We start from the raw sequence: 16,829 nt of genomic DNA, 5'->3' as shown, positions 1-16,829 counted from the left end.
TCGCGTCAAGCGGTTACGCCGGGACGCTCGCGACCCCAGCCTGAAGGAACCGCTTCCCGTTCACCCGCTCGGAGACTCCCTCGCGGTCCAGGTACGGCGTGATGCCGCCCAGATGGAAGGGCCAGCCGGCGCCGGTGATCAGGCACAGGTCGATGTCCTGGGCCTCGGCGACGACGCCCTCGTCGAGCATCAGCCCGATCTCCTGCGCCACCGCGTCCAGGACGCGCGCCCGCACCTGCTCCTCGGTGAGCACGGTGTCGCCCTGCTTCAGCAGCGCGGCGACCTCCGGGTCCAGCTCGGGCTTGGCGGTACCGTCGGCGGAGTGGACGTAAAAGCCGCGCTTGCCCGCCTCGACGACCGCCTTGAGGTTCGGGGAGACCGTGAAGCGGTCCGGGAAGGCCTTGTTGAGGGTTTCCGAGACGTGCAGGCCGATCGCCGGGCCGACCAGCTCCAGCAGCACCAGCGGCGACATCGGCAGACCCAGCGGCTCGACCGCCTTCTCCGCCACGTCCACCGGCGTGCCCTCGTCGATGACGTTCTGGATCTCGCCCATGAAACGGGTCAGGATGCGGTTCACGACGAACGCCGGGGCGTCCTTGACCAGCACCGCCGTCTTCTTCAGCTTCTTGGCCACCGCGAAGGCGGTCGCCAGCGAGGCGTCGTCCGTCTTCTCGCCGCGGACGATCTCCAGCAGCGGCAGCACCGCGACCGGGTTGAAGAAGTGGAAGCCGACGACCCGCTCGGGGTTCTTCAGCTTCGACGCCATCTCCGACACGGACAGGGAGGAGGTGTTCGTCGCGAGGATCGCGTGCGCCGGGGCGACCGCCTCGACCTCCGCGAACACCTGCTGCTTGACGCCCATCTCCTCGAACACGGCCTCGATGACGAAGTCCGCGTCCGCGAAGCCCTCGGCCTTGTCCAGGACACCGGTCACCAGTGCCTTCAGGCGGTTGGCCTTGTCCTGGTTGATCCGGCCCTTGCCGAGCAGCTTGTCGATCTCGGCGTGGACGTAGCCCACTCCCTTGTCGATGCGCTCCTGGTCGATGTCCGTGAGGACGACCGGCACCTCCAGGCGGCGCAGGAAGAGCAGCGCCAGCTGAGAGGCCATCAGACCGGCGCCGACGACGCCGACCTTGGTGACCGGACGGGCCAGGTTCTTGTCCGGGGCGCCCGCCGGGCGCTTGCCGCGCTTCTGCACCAGGTTGAACGCGTAGATACCGGCGCGCAGTTCGCCACCCATGATCAGGTCGGCGAGCGCCTTGTCCTCGGCGTCGTAGCCCTGCTGGAGGTCGCCGTTCTTGGCGGCGGCGATGATGTCGAGGGCGCGGTAGGCGGCCGGGGCGGCGCCGTGCACCTTGCCGTCGGCGAAGGCACGGCCGCGCTCGACGGCCTGGTCCCAGGCGTCACCGCGGTCGATCACCGGGCGCTCGATCTCGATCTCGCCCTTGAGGACGGACGCCGTCCAGATGAGCGACTGCTCCAGGAAGTCGGCGCCCTCGAAGATCGCGTCGGCGATGCCGAGCTCGTGGACCTGCTTGCCCTTGAGCTGCTTGTTCTGGTTGAGGCTGTTCTCGATGATCACCGTCACGGCCTTGTCGGCGCCGATCAGGTTCGGCAGCAGGGTGCAGCCGCCCCAGCCGGGGACCAGGCCGAGGAAGACCTCGGGCAGGGAGAACGCCGGGAGGGCCGCGGACACCGTGCGGTAGGTGCAGTGCAGACCGACCTCGACGCCGCCGCCCATCGCGGCGCCGTTGTAGTACGCGAACGTCGGCACGGCGAGGGCCGCCAGGCGCTTGAAGACGTCGTGGCCGCCCTTGCCGATGGCGTAGGCGTGGTCCCATTCCTTCAGCAGCTCGACGCCCTTGAGGTCGGCGCCGACGGCGAAGATGAACGGCTTGCCGGTGATGCCGACGCCGACGATGTCGCCGTCCGCGGCCTCCTTCTCGACCTGGTCGATGGCGGCGTTCAGGTTCGCCAGCGACTGCGGGCCGAAGGTGGTCGGCTTGGTGTGGTCCAGGCCGTTGTCGAGCGTGATCAGGGCGAACCGCCCGGCGCCGAACGGCAGGTCGAAGTGGCGTACGTGCGCCTGCGTGACGACCTCGTCCGGGAACAGCTCGGCCGCGCCCTTCAAGAGCTCAGCGGTGGTGCTCACTTGTTGCCTCCGTCGAAGTGCGGGTTCTCCCAGATGACCGTCGCGCCCATGCCGAAGCCGACGCACATGGTGGTCAGGCCGTAGCGGACGTGCGGCTGCTCCTCGAACTGGCGGGCCAGCTGCGTCATCAGGCGGACGCCGGAGGAGGCCAGCGGGTGGCCGAAGGCGATGGCACCGCCGTACTGGTTGACGCGCTCGTCGTCGTCCGCGATGCCGTAGTGGTCGAGGAAGGCCAGGACCTGGACGGCGAAGGCCTCGTTGATCTCGAAGAGGTTGATGTCCTCGATGGACAGGCCCGCCTTGGCGAGGGCCTTCTCGGTGGCCGGGATCGGGCCGTAGCCCATGACCTCCGGCTCGACGCCCGCGAAGGCGTAGGAGACCAGGCGCATCTTGACCGGCAGGTTGTTCTCGCGGGCGAAGTCCTCGCTCGCGATGATCGACGCGGTGGCGCCGTCGTTCAGACCGGCCGCGTTACCCGCGGTGACCCGGCCGTGGACGCGGAACGGCGTCTTCAGACCCGCCAGGTTCTCCAGCGTCGTACCCGGGCGCATCGGCTCGTCGGCGGTGACCAGGCCCCAGCCGGTCTCGCCCGCCTCCGCGTTGGTGCGGCGTACCGAGATCGGCACCAGGTCGGCCTGGATCTTGCCGTTGGCGTACGCCTTGGCGGCCTTCTCCTGCGAGCGCACGGCGTATTCGTCGGCGCGCAGCTTGGTGATGTGCGGGTAGCGGTCGTGCAGGTTCTCCGCGGTCATGCCCATGAACAGGGCGGACTCGTCGACCAGCTTCTCGCTGACGAAACGCGGGTTGGGGTCGACGCCCTCGCCCATCGGGTGGCGGCCCATGTGCTCGACACCACCGGCGATGACGGCGTCGTAGGCGCCGAAGGCGATGGAACCGGCCGTGGTGGTCACGGCGGTCAGCGCGCCGGCGCACATGCGGTCGATGGAGTAGCCGGGCACCGACTGCGGCAGGCCCGCGAGGATGCCCGCCGTACGGCCGATGGTCAGGCCCTGGTCACCGATCTGCGTGGTCGCGGCGATGGCGACCTCGTCGATCTTCTTGGGGTCGAGACCGGGGTTGCGGCGCAGCAGCTCCCGGATCGCCTTCACGACAAGGTCGTCGGCACGGGTCTCGTGGTAGATGCCCTTCGGGCCCGCCTTGCCGAACGGGGTGCGGACGCCGTCGACGAAGACGACGTCCCTGACGGTACGAGGCACGATGGCTCTCCTCCAGGGTGCGGGATGGCACTGCTGCGATGCGCTTGGCTGAGCGCGCGCTCAGGACCCATGCTACTTGTGGGTAACGTGGCTGCCCAGTCCCCCCGGGTCGAGCGGCGAAGGTCACACCTTCGGCGGTGCCGTCGAGCCGCGCGGCGTCAGCACCGGAGTCTGCACGGGATGCGAGCCGGGCCCCTCGCCGGTGATCACACCGAACAGGGTCCGTGCGACGTCCGCCCCGAATCCGTGCACGTCGTGGCTCATCGCGGACAGCGTCGGATGTGTCAGCCGGCACAGCTGGGAGTCGTCCCAGGCGAGCAGCGAGACATCGCCCGGCACCCTCAGACCCATCTCGGCGGCCACCGAAAGCCCGGCCACCGCCATGATGTCGTTGTCGTAGACGATGGCCGTCGGCCGGTCCGGCGGTGCCGCGGTGAGCAGGGAGCGGGTCGCCCGTGCCCCGGCCTCGCCGGAGAAGTCGGTCGCCACCTGCCACGCCCCGGCCAGCGCCAGCGCCCGCGCCGCCTCGTCGAACGCGGCCGTGCGGATCGCCGTGTGCCCGAGGGCGGCCGCGCCGCCGACCCGGGCGATCCGCCGGTGCCCGAGCGCGGCCAGATAGCGCACCGCCTCGGTGACGGCGGTGGCGTCGTCGGTCCACACGGCGGTCAGGCCCCCGGTCAGCGACGGATGCCCCACGGCCACCACCGGCAGCCCCAGCCGCTCGGCCACTGCCACCCGGGGATCGTCGGCCTGGAAGTCCACCAGGATCGACCCGCCGATCTGCCGCGCCTTCCACCACGACTCCAGCAGCCCGGCCTCCTGCTGAAGGTTCCGCACCAGCCGCAGCAGCAGCGAACAGGAGTGCTCGGTCAGCACGCTCTCCACACCCGAGACGAACTCCATGTAGAACGGTTCGAGCCCCAGCATCCGCGCCGGCCGGCAGATCGCCAGCCCCACCACGTCCACCCGCGCCCCCGCCAGCGACCGCGCGGTCAGGTTCGGCGCCCACCCCAGCTCCCGCGCCGCCCGGAAGATCCGCTCCCGGGTCGCCTCCGACAGCCCCGGTTTGTGGTTGAAGGCCAGCGACACCGCCCCCTTGGACACCCCGGCGCGCGCGGCGACGTCCTTGATGGTGACGCGGGATGCGGTCATCGCGCGGGCTCCACGCAGTACAGGGCGGCCCGGGCGGCGGCCGCGTCCGGAGCCCGCCAGCCGCTGACCCCGATGGTCACCCGCTCCCCGGGCAGCAGCGTCACGAGCCCCCGATCGGCCCGCGCGTCGGGGTCCAGCCGGTCGGCCTGCAGCAGCAGATCCCGTACGAGGGTGTGGGCCGTCACCGCGATCCCATCCGGCACGAGGCCGACGTCGAACTCCGGCCGGGGGTACGGGATCTCCCGGTCCGGCGCCGGAAACCGCAGCGCCCGCAGCCCTTGCGCGTCCGCCACCAGAAATTCCTTCGCCCCGGCCGGCTCCAGCTCGCGCGGCACCCGCACCAGGGCCACCTCCCGCGCCCCGGCCGTGAATCCCACGCTCGCCCCGCCGAGTACCTCGCCGTCGACCGACATCCGGCGCAGCGTCACCTCACCGGCCCACCCCCGCGCCGCCTGGTTCACCACCGCCACCACCAGCCCGCCGCCCCGCTCCTGCACGGTCAGCAACCGGTCCGCGTACAGCCGCCGCAGCTCGTGGTACAGCGGTTTCTCCCGTCCGTCGCCGTCGATCGCCGCCCAGGACGTCACCGGCCAGCAGTCGTTCAGCTGCCACACCACCGTCCCCGCACACAGCGGCCAGTGCGACCGCCAGTGCTCGATCCCGGCGGCGACGGCCCGCGCCTGGTTGACCTGCGTGAGGTAGTGCCACCGGTCGAAGTCCCCCTCGGAAACGGCGAAATGCCGCTCCAGCCCCCGGCGCAGCTTGCCGTTGCCGTCCTCCGCCTTCTGGTGGTGCAGCATCCCGGGGGAGCCGGCGGCGAGTTCCTCACCCGGCAGCGCCCGCCGCAGCGTGGCATAGGCGGGCGGCGCCTGCCAGCCGAACTCCGCGACGAACCGCGGCACATGGAGCCGGTAGTCGGCATAGTCGGACCGGTTCCACACGTCCCAGGAGTGATGCGTCCCGTGCGCCGGATCGTTCGGGTGATGCCGCCAGGACCCGGACCACGGACTCCCCGCCGCGTACGGACGCGTCGGATCCAGCTCGGCCACCACCCGCGGCAGCAGCCCCAGGTAGTACCCCTCACCCCACGACTCCCCGGCGAGCCGCCGCTCCCAGTCCCAGTCCCGAAAGCCCCACAGGTTCTCGTTGTTGCCGTTCCACAGCACCAGCGACGGATGAGGCATCAGCCGTACGACGTTCTCCCGGGCCTCGGCCTCCACCTCGCCCCGCAGCGGCTGCTCCTCCGGGTAGGCCGCGCACGCGAACGGAAAGTCCTGCCACACCAGCAGCCCGAGTTCGTCGCAGGCGGTGTAGAAATCCTCGCTCTCGTAGATCCCCCCGCCCCACACCCGCACCAGATCCACCCCGGCCTCGGCGGCCTGCCCCAACCGTTTCCGGTACCGCTCCCGCGTGATCCGCGAGGGAAACACGTCGTCCGGAATCCAGTTGGCCCCGCGCGCGAAGAGCCGCTCGCCGTTGACGACCAGCGTGAAACCGGTTCCGTACGCGTCCGCCGACGAGTCCAGCTCCACGCTGCGGAACCCGATCCGCCGCCGCCACACGTCAAGCGCCTCGTCCCCGTGCAGCAGCGTCAACTCGACGTCGTACAGGGCCTGTTCACCGTACCCACGCGGCCACCACAGCTCGGGATCCGCCACTTCCAGCCGTACGACACCCTGCGCACCGTCGACCTCCGCCCGCGCCCGCGCCGCACCCACCCGGGCCTCGACGACCAGCTCGGCCTCGACCCGCGTCCGCTCCACGTCGACGTTCAATTCGATGCGCCCTGTGCCCTCCTCGACCGTCACCAGCGGGCGCACGCGGGCGATCCGGGCCGTCGACCAGTGCTCCAGCCGCACCGGCCGCCAGATCCCGGCCGTCACCAGGGTGGGCCCCCAGTCCCAGCCGAAGGAGCAGGCCATCTTGCGGACGTACTGGTAGGGCTCGGCGTAGGCGCCCGGCCGCTCACCCAGCCGCCCGCGCACGGCCTCGGCCGCGCTGTAGGCGGAGGCGAAGCGGACGGTGAGACGCCCCTGGAGGCCGGTCACGTCGAAGCGGTACGAGCGGTGCATGTTCCGTACCCGGCCGAGGAGTTGGCCGTCGAGCAGGATCTCGGCGGCCGTGTCCAGCCCCTCGAAGACGAGGTCGGTCTGCTCCTGCGCGGAGCCGGCGTCCAGCTGCCGCTCGTAGGTCCACTCCCGCCGCCCGACCCACGCCACCTCGGCCTCGTTCCGCCCGAGGAACGGATCCGGGATCAGCCCCGCGGCCAGCAGATCGGTGTGCACACAGCCGGGGACCTCGGCGGGGAGGGCGTCCGCCGTGCCATCGGAGTGTCGCAGGATCCATCCGTCGGTGAGCGGTGTGGCCTCCAGCATGCGCTCTCTCCTAAACCGGTCTACTCCAGCTCCCCCGCAATGCCACCAGCCTTGGCGAGATTGGGACTTTACCGGTTGAGAAAGCGCTGTCAGAGTGCCGAATCAGCCAACCCGCAGTGCTCGTCCGGTCCGGCTTTTCGAGAACGGAGCTGATGCACATGAACCGCCGTACAGTCCTCGCCACAGCCGCGGCGACGGCCGCCCTGCTGCTCTCCGCCTGCACCGGAACAGGGGGTACGTCCCAGGGCGCGGAGGCGAAGGCGCCCGACGACCCGTCGAAGGTGAGCGGGACCATCACGGTCCTCACCCAGCGCACCGACCTCGTGCAGAACGGCACGATGGAGAAATACGCCGCCGAGTTCAACAAGACCTATCCCGGGGTGAAGGTCGAGTTCCAGGCCCTCACCAACTACGAGGCCGAGGTCAAGATCCGGATGAACACGGAGAACTACGGCGACGTCCTGATGATCCCCGCGGTGATCAAGAAGGCCGACTACCCGAAGTTCTTCGCCTCGCTCGGCACCGTGGCCGAACGCAGCAAGAAGTACCGTTTCACCGACTTCACGGCCGTCGACGGCAAGGTCTACGGGCAGAGCCCGATCGGCGTGATGCCCGGCTTCGTCTACAACAAGCGCGTCTGGCGGGAGGCCGGGGTCACCGAGTGGCCCACGACTCCCGACGAGTTCCTGGCCGGCCTGAAGGCGATCAAGGACAAGACCGACGCCGTCCCGTACTACACCAACTTCGCCGCCGGATGGCCGCTCACCTCCTGGACGTACGTCAACGGCTCGGTCCACTGCGACACCCAGGCGACCACCAAGCTCGCCGAGGGCGACCCGTGGGCCGACGGCGCCGACCTGCGCGTCGGGGACACGCTGCTGTACGAGATCGTGCGCCGGGGCCTCGCCGAGAAGGACCCGACGACCACCAACTGGGAGGAGTCCAAACCCCGGTTGGCCAAGGGCGAGATCGCCACGCAGTGGCTCGGCACCTGGGCGATCATCCAGTTCCAGGACGCCGCCCGGCAGGCCGGGGTGAACCCCGGCGACATCGGTTTCATGCCGTTCCCGGCCCAGGCGGACGGCCGGTTCTGCGCGGCCCTCAGCCCCGACTACAACCAGGCCGTCAACATCCACTCCGAGCACAAGGAGGCGGCCCGCGCCTGGATCGACTGGTTCACCGACAAGTCCGGCTACGTCGAGGACAACCTGGCCCTCTCCCCGCTCCAGGACGCCCCGCTGCCCGAGGTGCTGAAGCCGTACGAGGACGCGGGCGTCGAACTCATCGAGCTGGACGACGCGGCGGGCGCGCAGGTCAAGGAGATCGACGCCCGGTCGGAGGTCGGCATCTACGCCCCCGACTACCGCCAGGACCTGGTCGACCTCGCGCGCGGCGCCCGGCAGGGCAGCCTGGACGGTTTCCTGGACGACCTCGGCGAGAAGTGGACGACGGCGCAGGCGAACGCGGGGTCGTGATGACGGACACGACGCACCAGGCGGCGCGGCCCTCGCCGGTCGCGCCCCCGGCCCCCGTACCGGCCAAGGCCCCGCGCGGCGCACGCCGGTGGCGGGGCCCGACCCCCTGGCTGTTCCTGCTCGCCCCGCTGGCGCTGCTCCTGGTCTTCACCTACGCGCCGATCGTCAACATGGTCGCCTACAGCTTCACCGACTGGGACGGCGTGAGCCCGGAACTGCACTACACGGGTGTCGGCAACTACGTCGAGATCTTCACCCGCGAGGACCTCTTCCAGGTCTTCTTCGTCTCCGGCTACTATCTCGCCGCCTCCGTCGTGCAGATCGCCGCCGCGCTGTACTTCGCGACGATCCTGAGCTTCAACGTCCGGTTCCGGAACTTCTTCAAGGGCGTGCTGTTCTTCCCGTACCTGATCAACGGGGTCGCGATCGGCTTCGTCTTCCTCTACTTCTTCCAGGACGGCGGCACCCTCGACTCCGTCCTCGGCCTGTTCGGCGTGCACACGGACCACGCCTGGCTCGGCACACCGACATCGGCGAACACCTCTCTGGCGGGCGTGTCGGTCTGGCGCTACCTGGGCCTGAACTTCGTCCTGTTCCTGGGCGCGATCCAGTCCATCCCGTCCGAGCTGTACGAGGCGGCCGAACTGGACGGCGCGAACCGCTGGCAGCAGTTCCGCCACATCATCGCCCCCGGCATCAAACCGGTCCTGACCCTGACCGTGATCCTGTCGATCTCCGGCTCGCTGTCGGCCTTCGAGATCCCGTACATCATGACCGGCGGCGCGACCGGCACCGAGACCTTCGTGATCCAGACCGTGAAGCTGGCCTTCCAGTTCAACAAGACGGGACTCGCCTCGGCGGCGGCCGTCGTGCTGCTGCTGATCATCCTGGCGGTGACCTGGGTGCAGCGGCGGCTCGTTCCCGACGAGAGGGTGGACCTCGTATGACGCGCCGAGCGGTGGCCCGCACGCTGGTGTACCTGTCGCTGCTCGGGGCGACCGTGGTCGTCCTGCTGCCGCTGGCCGTGGTCTTCCTGACGTCGCTCAAGTCCGAGGAGGAGCTGGCGAACGGCAGCGGCGCCCTGACCCTCCCCGAGAACCTGTTCAACCTCGGCAACTACGTGACGGCGTTCCAGGACGGCCGGATGCTCTCGGCGTTCGGCAACACGGCCTTCATCCTGCTGTTCGCCATCGGCGGGACGGTCCTGATCGGCTCGATGACGGCGTACGCGATCGACCGCTTCCAGTTCCGGCTGAAGAAACTGGTCGTGGCGTTGTTCCTGATCGCCGCGCTGGTCCCCGGGGTGACCACCCAGGTGGCGACCTTCCAGATCGTCACCGGCTTCGGGATGTTCGACACCCGGTGGGCGCCGATCGTGCTCTACATGGGCACGGACATCGTGTCGATCTACATCTTCCTGCAGTTCGTCCGGTCCATCCCGATCTCCCTGGACGAATCGGCCCGCCTGGACGGCGCCAACGCCTTCACCATCTACCGCAGGATCATCTTTCCGTTGCTGAAACCGGCGATCGCCACGGTGGTGATCGTAAAGGGGATCACCGTCTACAACGACTTCTACATCCCCTTCCTCTACATGCCGTCACAGGACCTTGGCGTGATATCGACGTCCCTGTTCCGCTTCCACGGCCCGTTCGGAGCGCACTGGGAGGTGGTCTCGGCGGGCGCGGTGCTGGTGATCGTCCCGACGCTGATCGTGTTCCTGCTGCTGCAGCGCTACATCTACAACGGCTTCATGCGAGGAGCGACCAGGTGAGACGCCTTTAGGGGTGCCCTGTGGCCGTCGTACGACAGAAAGTCCTACGGCGCTTTGGCGGACAGCGCAGCCACCAGAACCGGCGTAACAAGCTCAACCTGCCACTCCCGAGCCCCGTACCCGCGAAGCACCCCCGCAACGGCCTCCACGTCGGCAGACGGCGGCTCCCAGCACACCCGCCGCACCGTGTCCGGCGCGATCAGGTTCTCCTGCGGCAGCCCGAACTGCTCGGCCAGCGCGGACACGCCGGCGCGAGCCGCCGACAGCCGGGCGGCGGCCGCCGGGTCCTTGTCGGCCCACGCACGCGGCGGCGGAGGGCCCGTGACCGGCTGCCCCGGCTGCGGCAGCTGCGTCTCCGGCAGGGCCTTGGCGCGATCCACCGCGGCCTGCCACTGCTCCAGCTGCCGCCGCCCCATCCGATGCCCGAACCCGTTCAGCGCGGACAGCGCGTGCACCGTGCCCGGAAGCGCGAGCGCGGCCTCGACGATGGCCGCGTCCGACAGCACCTTGCCCGGCGAGACGTCTCTGCGCTGCGCGATCCGGTCCCGGGTCTGCCACAGCTCGCGCACCACGGCGAGCTGCCGCCGCCGGCGCACCTTGTGCATGCCGGACGTACGGCGCCACGGGTCCTTGCGGGGCTCCGGCGGCGGCGCGGCCACGATCGCGTCGAACTCCTGCTGGGCCCACTCCAGCTTGCCCTGCCGGTCCAGCTCCTTCTCCAGCGCGTCCCGCAGATCGACGAGCAGCTCGACGTCGAGGGCCGCGTACCGCAGCCAGGGCTCGGGGAGCGGGCGGGTGGACCAGTCGACGGCGGAGTGGCCCTTCTCCAGGACGAAGCCGAGCACGCTCTCGACCATGGCGCCCAGGCCGACGCGCGGGAAGCCGGAGAGCCGTCCTGCCAGCTCGGTGTCGAACAGCCGCGTCGGCACCATGCCTATCTCGCGCAGGCACGGCAGGTCCTGGGTGGCGGCGTGCAGGACCCACTCCACGCCGGACAGCGCCGCACCGAGCGCCGACAGGTCGGGGCAGGCCACGGGGTCGATCAGGGCGGTGCCCGCGCCCTGCCGGCGCAGCTGCACGAGGTACGCGCGCTGTCCGTAGCGGTAGCCGGAGGCGCGTTCGGCGTCGACGGCGACGGGGCCGGAGCCGGCGGCGAAGGCGGCGATCACCTCGGCGAGGGCGGCCTCGTCCGCGATCACGGGCGGAATGCCCTCACGCGGCTCCAGCAAAGGGATCGGCGCCTCCGTAACAGAAGATCCGCCGTCTTCCGGAGGAGCGCCCCCGGTGATGCGCAGTGAACTGTCTGCTGCGGTTTCTTGGGCGTCGGTCACCTGTCAAGGGTATCTGTGTATGGACGGCGCCCGCCGACGGAACGTTCCGTCGGCGGGCGCGCGAGGGTCGCAAACCAGTCAGAATCCATGCGGGATACCGGTCACGACCGGGGGGAGACGCGGGCGGGCATCGGCGGCTCGATCCCGTTCACGTCAGTGAATGCCGAGGTGACTCGGCCAGGTGGCGGCTCGGGGAAGATCTCGGGGAGAGGTGGGGGGAAGCGAGAGAGAGGGCTTGCGGAGAGCGGGGGGCGACTGTGTGTGGGGGGGCGGTCGTCAGTGGATGATGCCAGTGCGCAGGGCCACGGCGACCATCCCGGCGCGGTCACCCGTGCCGAGCTTGCGGGCGATGCGGGCGAGGTGGCTCTTGACGGTCAGTGCGGACAGGCCCATCGAGACGCCGATCGCCTTGTTCGACTGGCCTTCGGCGACCAGGCGCAGCACCTCGACCTCACGGCCGGACAGCTCGCGGTAGCCACCCGGGTGACTCGGGGCACCCGGGGGGCGGCGGTGCAGACGGGCGGCGGCCGCGCCGATGGGGGCGGCACCGGGCCGGGTGGGGAGCCCGACGTTGGTGCGGGTGCCGGTGACGACGTAGCCCTTCACACCGCCCGCGAGGGCGTTGCGCACGGCGCCGATGTCGTCGGCGGCGGACAGGGCGAGCCCGTTGGGCCAGCCCGCGGCGCGGGTCTCCGACAGGAGCGTCAGACCGGAACCGTCCGGGAGGTGGACGTCGGCGACGCAGATGTCACGGGGGTTGCCGATGCGGGGACGAGCCTCGGCGATGGACGAGGCCTCGATGACATCGCGCACACCGAGCGCCCACAGGTGGCGGGTGACGGTGGAGCGGACGCGGGGATCGGCCACGACCACCATCGCGGTCGGCTTGTTCGGGCGGTAGGCGACCAGGCTTGCGGGCTGCTCTAGGAGAACGGACACCAGGCCTCCTGGGTGCGGGACGGGGTCGGCTCGTGGGGGGTGAAGCCGGGACGAACCGTGCTTTCAAGGTCACAGTCGTCTTCGGCACCAAACCGGTCCGCCTTTAGAGAATGATCACGATCTGGTGAGTAACAATCCGGGCAATTCGGACACGCGATCGATCACCCGAAGATCGAACGGTTTCGGTTCGATTCGATGTCCGGTCGAAAGTGGCCGTATCGACAAAGAGATCAGCCCGAACGGGTGCATGAGGGTGTGCGCGGCGCGTCAGCGTGACTGCGGGCCGCGCCGCTGCGGCAGGGTCACCACGGACGCGTCGCCCGGTCCCGCCGGCGGCAGGCCCGCGACCTGGGCGAGCAGGTCGCACCAGGAGGCGAGGTGGGCCGCGGTGTCCGGGACGCCGCCCAGGCCCTCGCGGGGCGTCCAGGAGGCCCGGATCTCGATCTGCGAGGCGGCGGGGCGCGCGGACAGCCCGCCGAAGTAGTGCGAGCCGGCGCGCGTGACGGTGCCGCTCGGTTCGCCGTACGTCAGCCCGCGCGCCTGCAGCGCACCGGTCAGCCAGCTCCAGCACACCTCGGGCAGCAGCGGGTCGGCGGCCATCTCCGGCTCCAGCTCCGCCCGCACCAGCGTCACCAGGCGGAAGGTGCCCTGCCAGGCGTCGTGTCCGGCGGGGTCGTGCAGCAGCACCAGGCGGCCGTCGGCGAGGTCCTGGTCGCCGTCGACGACGGTGGCCTCCAGCGCGTACGCGTGCGGGGCCAGCCGCTGGGGCGCGCGCGTGGGCTCGACCTCGATCTGCGGCCGCAGCCGTGCGGAGCGCAGCGCCTCGACGGCGGCCCGGAAGGGCAGCGGAGCCGTGTCGCCCGTATGCAGGTCCCCCTCCTTCGGGTCGTCCATTCCGCCAGCGCCGTCCGACAGTCGTCCCTGAGCCGCAGCCATGCGGTGCAGATTAAGGGGAATGAACGCCGGGCGCAGGCTAGACACCCCGCCCAGCGGTGCGGGGTCGCCGGGGTCGGCCGCACCCGAGGCCCTGCCATGCCCTTGTTGCCGCCATGCGAAACTTTCCCCGTGAGTGTCAACGGAAGCCCCATGGGCCAGCAGCCGACAGCGACGTACGACTCCGCCTTCCTCAAGGCGTGCAGGCGCGAGCCCGTGCCGCACACGCCGGTGTGGTTCATGCGGCAGGCCGGGCGCTCCCTGCCCGAGTACCGGAAGGTGCGCGAGGGCATCCCGATGCTGGAATCGTGCATGCGGCCCGACCTGGTCACCGAGATCACCCTGCAGCCGGTGCGCCGGCACCACGTGGACGCGGCGATCTACTTCAGCGACATCGTCGTCCCCCTCAAGGCCATCGGCGTCGACCTCGACATCAAGCCCGGCGTCGGCCCGGTCGTCGAGCGGCCGATCCGCTCCCGCGCCGACCTGGCACAGCTGCGCGACCTCACCCCCGAGGACGTCTCGTACGTCACGGAGGCGATCGGCCTGCTGACCGCCGAGCTGGGCGAGACGCCCCTGATCGGCTTCGCGGGCGCCCCGTTCACCCTCGCGAGCTACCTCGTGGAGGGCGGCCCGTCCCGCACGTACGAGAACGCCAAGGCGATGATGTACGGCGACCCCGAGCTGTGGGCCGACCTCCTCGATCGTCTCGCGGACATCACCGCCGCCTTCCTCAAGGTGCAGATCGAGGCCGGCGCGAGCGCCGTCCAGCTCTTCGACTCCTGGGCCGGCGCCCTCGCCCCCGCCGACTACCGGCGTTCCGTCCTGCCCGCCTCCTCGAAGGTGTTCCGCGCGGTCGAGGCGTACGGCGTCCCGCGCATCCACTTCGGCGTCGGCACCGGCGAGCTGCTCGGCCTGATGGGCGAGGCCGGCGCGGACGTCGTCGGCGTCGACTGGCGCGTCCCGCTCGACGAGGCCGCCCGCCGCGTCGGCCCCGGCAAGGCGCTGCAGGGCAACCTCGACCCGACGGTGCTGTTCGCCCCGCAGGAGGCCGTAGAGACCAAGACCCGCGAGGTCCTGGACGCCGCGGCGAACCTGGAGGGCCATGTCTTCAACCTCGGCCACGGCGTGATGCCGTCCACCGACCCGGACGCGCTCACCCGCCTCGTCGAGTACGTCCACACCCGGACCGCCCGCTGAGGCCTCACCACGCGCACGTCCTGAAGAATTTACCGAAATCCTATTGACTTAGGGCATGCTTCGTGCAGGGTAATAAATAGACCACAACACCGAAAGAGCCACAAAGCCGGTGAGGACGTCTAGTCGGCGGAGTGACTCGGACAGGATGTGGTTCAGGCCCCCGGCAAGCCGGCGCGACACCGAGACAACAGTGACGACTGAAGTTTCAGGACACGCGCAGCACTACCGGGGACTGTTTTTGCCCTCGGGGCTTTCGCACGCCGAACCGAAGAGCACCCCAGGGCACTCGCCCGTGGGCTGGAGAACACCCCCGTCGGAGGACGTTCCGCCCGAGGAGGCGGCGCACGGCGCACGACTCGCCCACGAACTCCTCACACCTGAGCGCTGTCCAGGAGCTTTTCACCTCCGTCGCCGTCGCCCTGCCGCTCGTTGAGGCGGACAGTGGAGAAAGGACCTGTGCGGCGAGCGCCTGAGGAGGGAGAGGTCACATGCTGCATCAAATGGTCGGCGACCTCATGACCACGGCGGTTGTGAGCGTGCGGCGGGACACAGGCTTCAAGGACATCGTCCAGCACCTCGCGGAGCACAACATCACGGCGGTACCGGTCGTCGACGACCAGGGCCGCCCGATCGGCGTGGTGTCGGAGGCGGACCTGCTGCGCAAGCAGGAGTCTCAGGCCGATCCGGGCGGACATCTGGCCGCAGCGCACCTGCTGCCCGCGGAGCGCGCCAAGGCCCACGCCCTGACGGCCGAGGGGTTGATGTCCAGCCCGGCCGTCACGGCACGACCGCAGTGGTCGGTCGTGGAGGCAGCCCGTGCCATGGCCCGCCACCACGTCAAACGGCTGCCCGTCGTGGACGACGCCGGGCATCTGGTGGGCATCATCAGCCGTGGCGACCTGCTGCACGTCTTCCTGCGGCGAGACCCGACGATCCGCGAGGAGATCATGACGGATGTCCTCACCCGAACCCTCGGCCTGGACCCCGGCACGGTCACCGTCCAGGTCACCGAAGGACGGGTGACGCTCAGCGGCACCGTGCCGCAGGAGAGCCTCATCCCCATCACGCTACGTCTGTCCGAGAGCGTCGACGGCGTCGTCGACGTCACCCATCACCTCCACGCCGAAACAGCGGGTAGAGCCGGTACACCACGGTGACTCACAGCCCCGCCGGCCCACACCACGGCCGTACCCCCAGGATCTCCCGACCCGCCGTCACCGGCACGGAAGCCGAGCCGAACGGATCAGGCACGGCCACCGGGAGGTGGGGAAACCGCCGCACAGTGGCGGCATCCCCGCATCCACCAGCGCATCGTCACGCTCCGCCGCCCTCTCGGCGACCCGGGGTGGCACCACCGCACCGAGTCGGCGCCGATGGCTCACCATGCCTGCCGGGGCCGCGCCCGTCTGCCGAACAGCAGGCCTGGCGGCTCCGGCGGTGGTGGTGTGCCCGGCTTCAGGGGCCAGGCGAGCAGCATGCCGACGAGGAAGCCCGCGATGTGCGCCGCGTACGCCACGGTGCCCGCGTCGGAGACGCCCTCGCCGGCGGAGTACACCGCCTGGAGCCCGAACCAGGAGCCCAGCACCAGCCAGGCGGGCAACCTCAGCGGCAGGAAGATCAGGAACGGCACCAGCACCCACACCCTGGCCTTCGGATACAGCACCAGATACGCGCCCAGCACACCGGCGATCGCCCCCGAGGCGCCGATCAGCGGCTCGGCGGACTCGGCGTTCAGCAGCGCGTAGCCGTACGCCGCCGCGTAGCCGCAGGCGCCGTAGAACAGTGTGAAGCGCACATGCCCCATGCGGTCCTCGATGTTGTTGCCGAAGATCAGCAGGAACAGCATGTTGCCCAGCAGATGCAGCCAGCTGCCGTGCAGAAACATCGCCGTGAGCACGCTCAGTTCGGGCGACTTGTCGTACGTCGGCGGGGCCACCTCGCAGCCCGGGCCCTGCGGGCCGACCACGACCTCGCCGGTGGGCACCAGGCGGGGCATCTGATGGTGGATCAGTTCCTGGGGCACCGCCGCGTACCGGTCCAGGAACGCCTGGAGATGGCACAGTTGCGCCAGACTGCTGTCACCCGCCACCGAACCCGCGAGGCCGGGCATGAACAGGAAGACGACGAAGTTCACCGCGATCAGCGCGTACGTCACCCAGGCCGTGCGGCGCGCCGGGTTCGTGTCATGGACGGGGATCACCACAAGGGAGTAGTGCCCTCGATGCGCCCGCCGAATCGGTGAACGCGGCCGACCGGGCGTGCGTATGTCTTCTCGACCGGC

At 70.2% G+C, this 16,829-nt stretch carries 13 protein-coding genes; 5 read left to right on the top strand and 8 right to left on the bottom strand.

Going from position 1 to position 16,829, the window contains the following annotated elements:
• Nucleotides 1-13: 13 nt before the first annotated feature.
• The 4 genes from HJD23_RS08850 to HJD23_RS08835 form a co-directional block, all read right to left on the bottom strand.
• Complete coding sequence (locus tag HJD23_RS08850) at nt 14-2,152, bottom strand: 3-hydroxyacyl-CoA dehydrogenase NAD-binding domain-containing protein (RefSeq protein ID WP_171116108.1); 2,139 nt, start codon at nt 2,150-2,152, stop codon at nt 14-16.
• On the bottom strand, nt 2,149-3,369 hold the full coding sequence (locus HJD23_RS08845) for an acetyl-CoA C-acyltransferase (RefSeq protein WP_171116106.1): 1,221 nt from the start codon (nt 3,367-3,369) through the stop codon (nt 2,149-2,151). The genes HJD23_RS08850 and HJD23_RS08845 overlap by 4 nt, the downstream gene beginning before the upstream one ends.
• A gap of 123 nt (nt 3,370-3,492) precedes the next feature.
• Nucleotides 3,493-4,521, bottom strand: a complete 1,029-nt coding sequence (locus tag HJD23_RS08840) for a LacI family DNA-binding transcriptional regulator (RefSeq protein WP_171116105.1) — start codon at nt 4,519-4,521, stop codon at nt 3,493-3,495.
• Nucleotides 4,518-6,896: a glycoside hydrolase family 2 protein gene (locus tag HJD23_RS08835; protein ID WP_171116103.1), complete on the bottom strand. Its 2,379-nt coding sequence runs from the start codon at nt 6,894-6,896 to the stop codon at nt 4,518-4,520. Before HJD23_RS08835 ends, HJD23_RS08840 begins: the two co-directional genes overlap by 4 nt.
• Nucleotides 6,897-7,054: 158 nt before the next feature.
• Here HJD23_RS08835 and HJD23_RS08830 point away from each other — a divergent pair, with 158 nt between their 5' ends.
• From HJD23_RS08830 to HJD23_RS08820, 3 genes are read left to right on the top strand one after another with little or no spacing between them, the layout of a single operon-like run.
• Nucleotides 7,055-8,371, top strand: coding sequence for an ABC transporter substrate-binding protein (locus HJD23_RS08830; protein WP_171116101.1), 1,317 nt, complete (start codon nt 7,055-7,057; stop codon nt 8,369-8,371).
• A complete protein-coding gene (locus HJD23_RS08825) occupies nt 8,371-9,318 on the top strand; it encodes a sugar ABC transporter permease (RefSeq protein WP_171116099.1) in 948 nt (315 codons plus the stop codon). The genes HJD23_RS08830 and HJD23_RS08825 overlap by 1 nt, the downstream gene beginning before the upstream one ends.
• Entirely contained in the window at nt 9,315-10,145 is an 831-nt protein-coding gene (locus HJD23_RS08820; protein WP_171116097.1) for a carbohydrate ABC transporter permease, read from the top strand. The genes HJD23_RS08825 and HJD23_RS08820 overlap by 4 nt, the downstream gene beginning before the upstream one ends.
• Nucleotides 10,146-10,189: 44 nt before the next feature.
• Here the strand turns inward: HJD23_RS08820 and HJD23_RS08815 are convergent, their stop codons facing one another.
• The 3 genes from HJD23_RS08815 to HJD23_RS08805 form a co-directional block, all read right to left on the bottom strand.
• The gene (locus tag HJD23_RS08815; protein ID WP_171116095.1) at nt 10,190-11,476 is read right to left on the bottom strand and encodes a ribonuclease D; all 1,287 of its coding nucleotides are present in this window, start codon (nt 11,474-11,476) and stop codon (nt 10,190-10,192) included.
• A 276-nt stretch (nt 11,477-11,752) separates the two neighbouring features.
• Nucleotides 11,753-12,415 (bottom strand): response regulator transcription factor, encoded by a 663-nt coding sequence (locus HJD23_RS08810; protein WP_003993737.1) that lies wholly within the window; start codon nt 12,413-12,415, stop codon nt 11,753-11,755.
• Nucleotides 12,416-12,682: 267 nt separating this feature from the next.
• The gene (locus tag HJD23_RS08805; RefSeq protein ID WP_171116093.1) at nt 12,683-13,351 is read right to left on the bottom strand and encodes a DUF3000 domain-containing protein; all 669 of its coding nucleotides are present in this window, start codon (nt 13,349-13,351) and stop codon (nt 12,683-12,685) included.
• Between the two features lie 129 nt (nt 13,352-13,480).
• Between HJD23_RS08805 and hemE the strand changes: the two genes are divergently transcribed.
• On the top strand, nt 13,481-14,548 hold the full coding sequence (gene hemE, locus HJD23_RS08800) for a uroporphyrinogen decarboxylase (RefSeq protein ID WP_171116091.1): 1,068 nt from the start codon (nt 13,481-13,483) through the stop codon (nt 14,546-14,548).
• Between the two features lie 488 nt (nt 14,549-15,036).
• Nucleotides 15,037-15,705, top strand: a complete 669-nt coding sequence (locus HJD23_RS08795; RefSeq protein ID WP_171116089.1) for a CBS domain-containing protein — start codon at nt 15,037-15,039, stop codon at nt 15,703-15,705.
• Nucleotides 15,706-15,926: 221 nt separating this feature from the next.
• Here the strand turns inward: HJD23_RS08795 and HJD23_RS08790 are convergent, their stop codons facing one another.
• Nucleotides 15,927-16,751 carry a rhomboid family intramembrane serine protease gene (locus tag HJD23_RS08790; protein WP_171116087.1) on the bottom strand — a complete coding sequence of 275 codons (825 nt, stop codon included), beginning with the start codon at nt 16,749-16,751 and terminating at the stop codon, nt 15,927-15,929.
• Nucleotides 16,752-16,829: the final 78 nt, after the last annotated feature.

Origin of the sequence: Streptomyces sp. Z423-1 (assembly GCF_013009255.1) — a bacterium.
GTDB classification, from domain to species: Bacteria; Actinomycetota; Actinomycetes; order Streptomycetales; family Streptomycetaceae; genus Streptomyces; species Streptomyces gossypiisoli.
This window is presented reverse-complemented; position numbering and strand designations above follow the sequence as displayed.

What these genes read in the sequence shown, in the direction of transcription:
- HJD23_RS08840 (WP_171116105.1), bottom strand. Translation starts at nt 4,521, where the DNA reads ATGACCGCATCCCGCGTCACCATCAAGGACGTCGCCGCGCGCGCCGGG.
- HJD23_RS08835 (WP_171116103.1), bottom strand. Translation starts at nt 6,896, where the DNA reads ATGCTGGAGGCCACACCGCTCACCGACGGATGGATCCTGCGACACTCC.
- HJD23_RS08830 (WP_171116101.1), top strand. Translation starts at nt 7,055, where the DNA reads ATGAACCGCCGTACAGTCCTCGCCACAGCCGCGGCGACGGCCGCCCTG.
- HJD23_RS08825 (WP_171116099.1), top strand. Translation starts at nt 8,371, where the DNA reads ATGACGGACACGACGCACCAGGCGGCGCGGCCCTCGCCGGTCGCGCCC.
- HJD23_RS08820 (WP_171116097.1), top strand. Translation starts at nt 9,315, where the DNA reads ATGACGCGCCGAGCGGTGGCCCGCACGCTGGTGTACCTGTCGCTGCTC.
- HJD23_RS08805 (WP_171116093.1), bottom strand. Translation starts at nt 13,351, where the DNA reads ATGGCTGCGGCTCAGGGACGACTGTCGGACGGCGCTGGCGGAATGGAC.
- HJD23_RS08795 (WP_171116089.1), top strand. Translation starts at nt 15,037, where the DNA reads ATGCTGCATCAAATGGTCGGCGACCTCATGACCACGGCGGTTGTGAGC.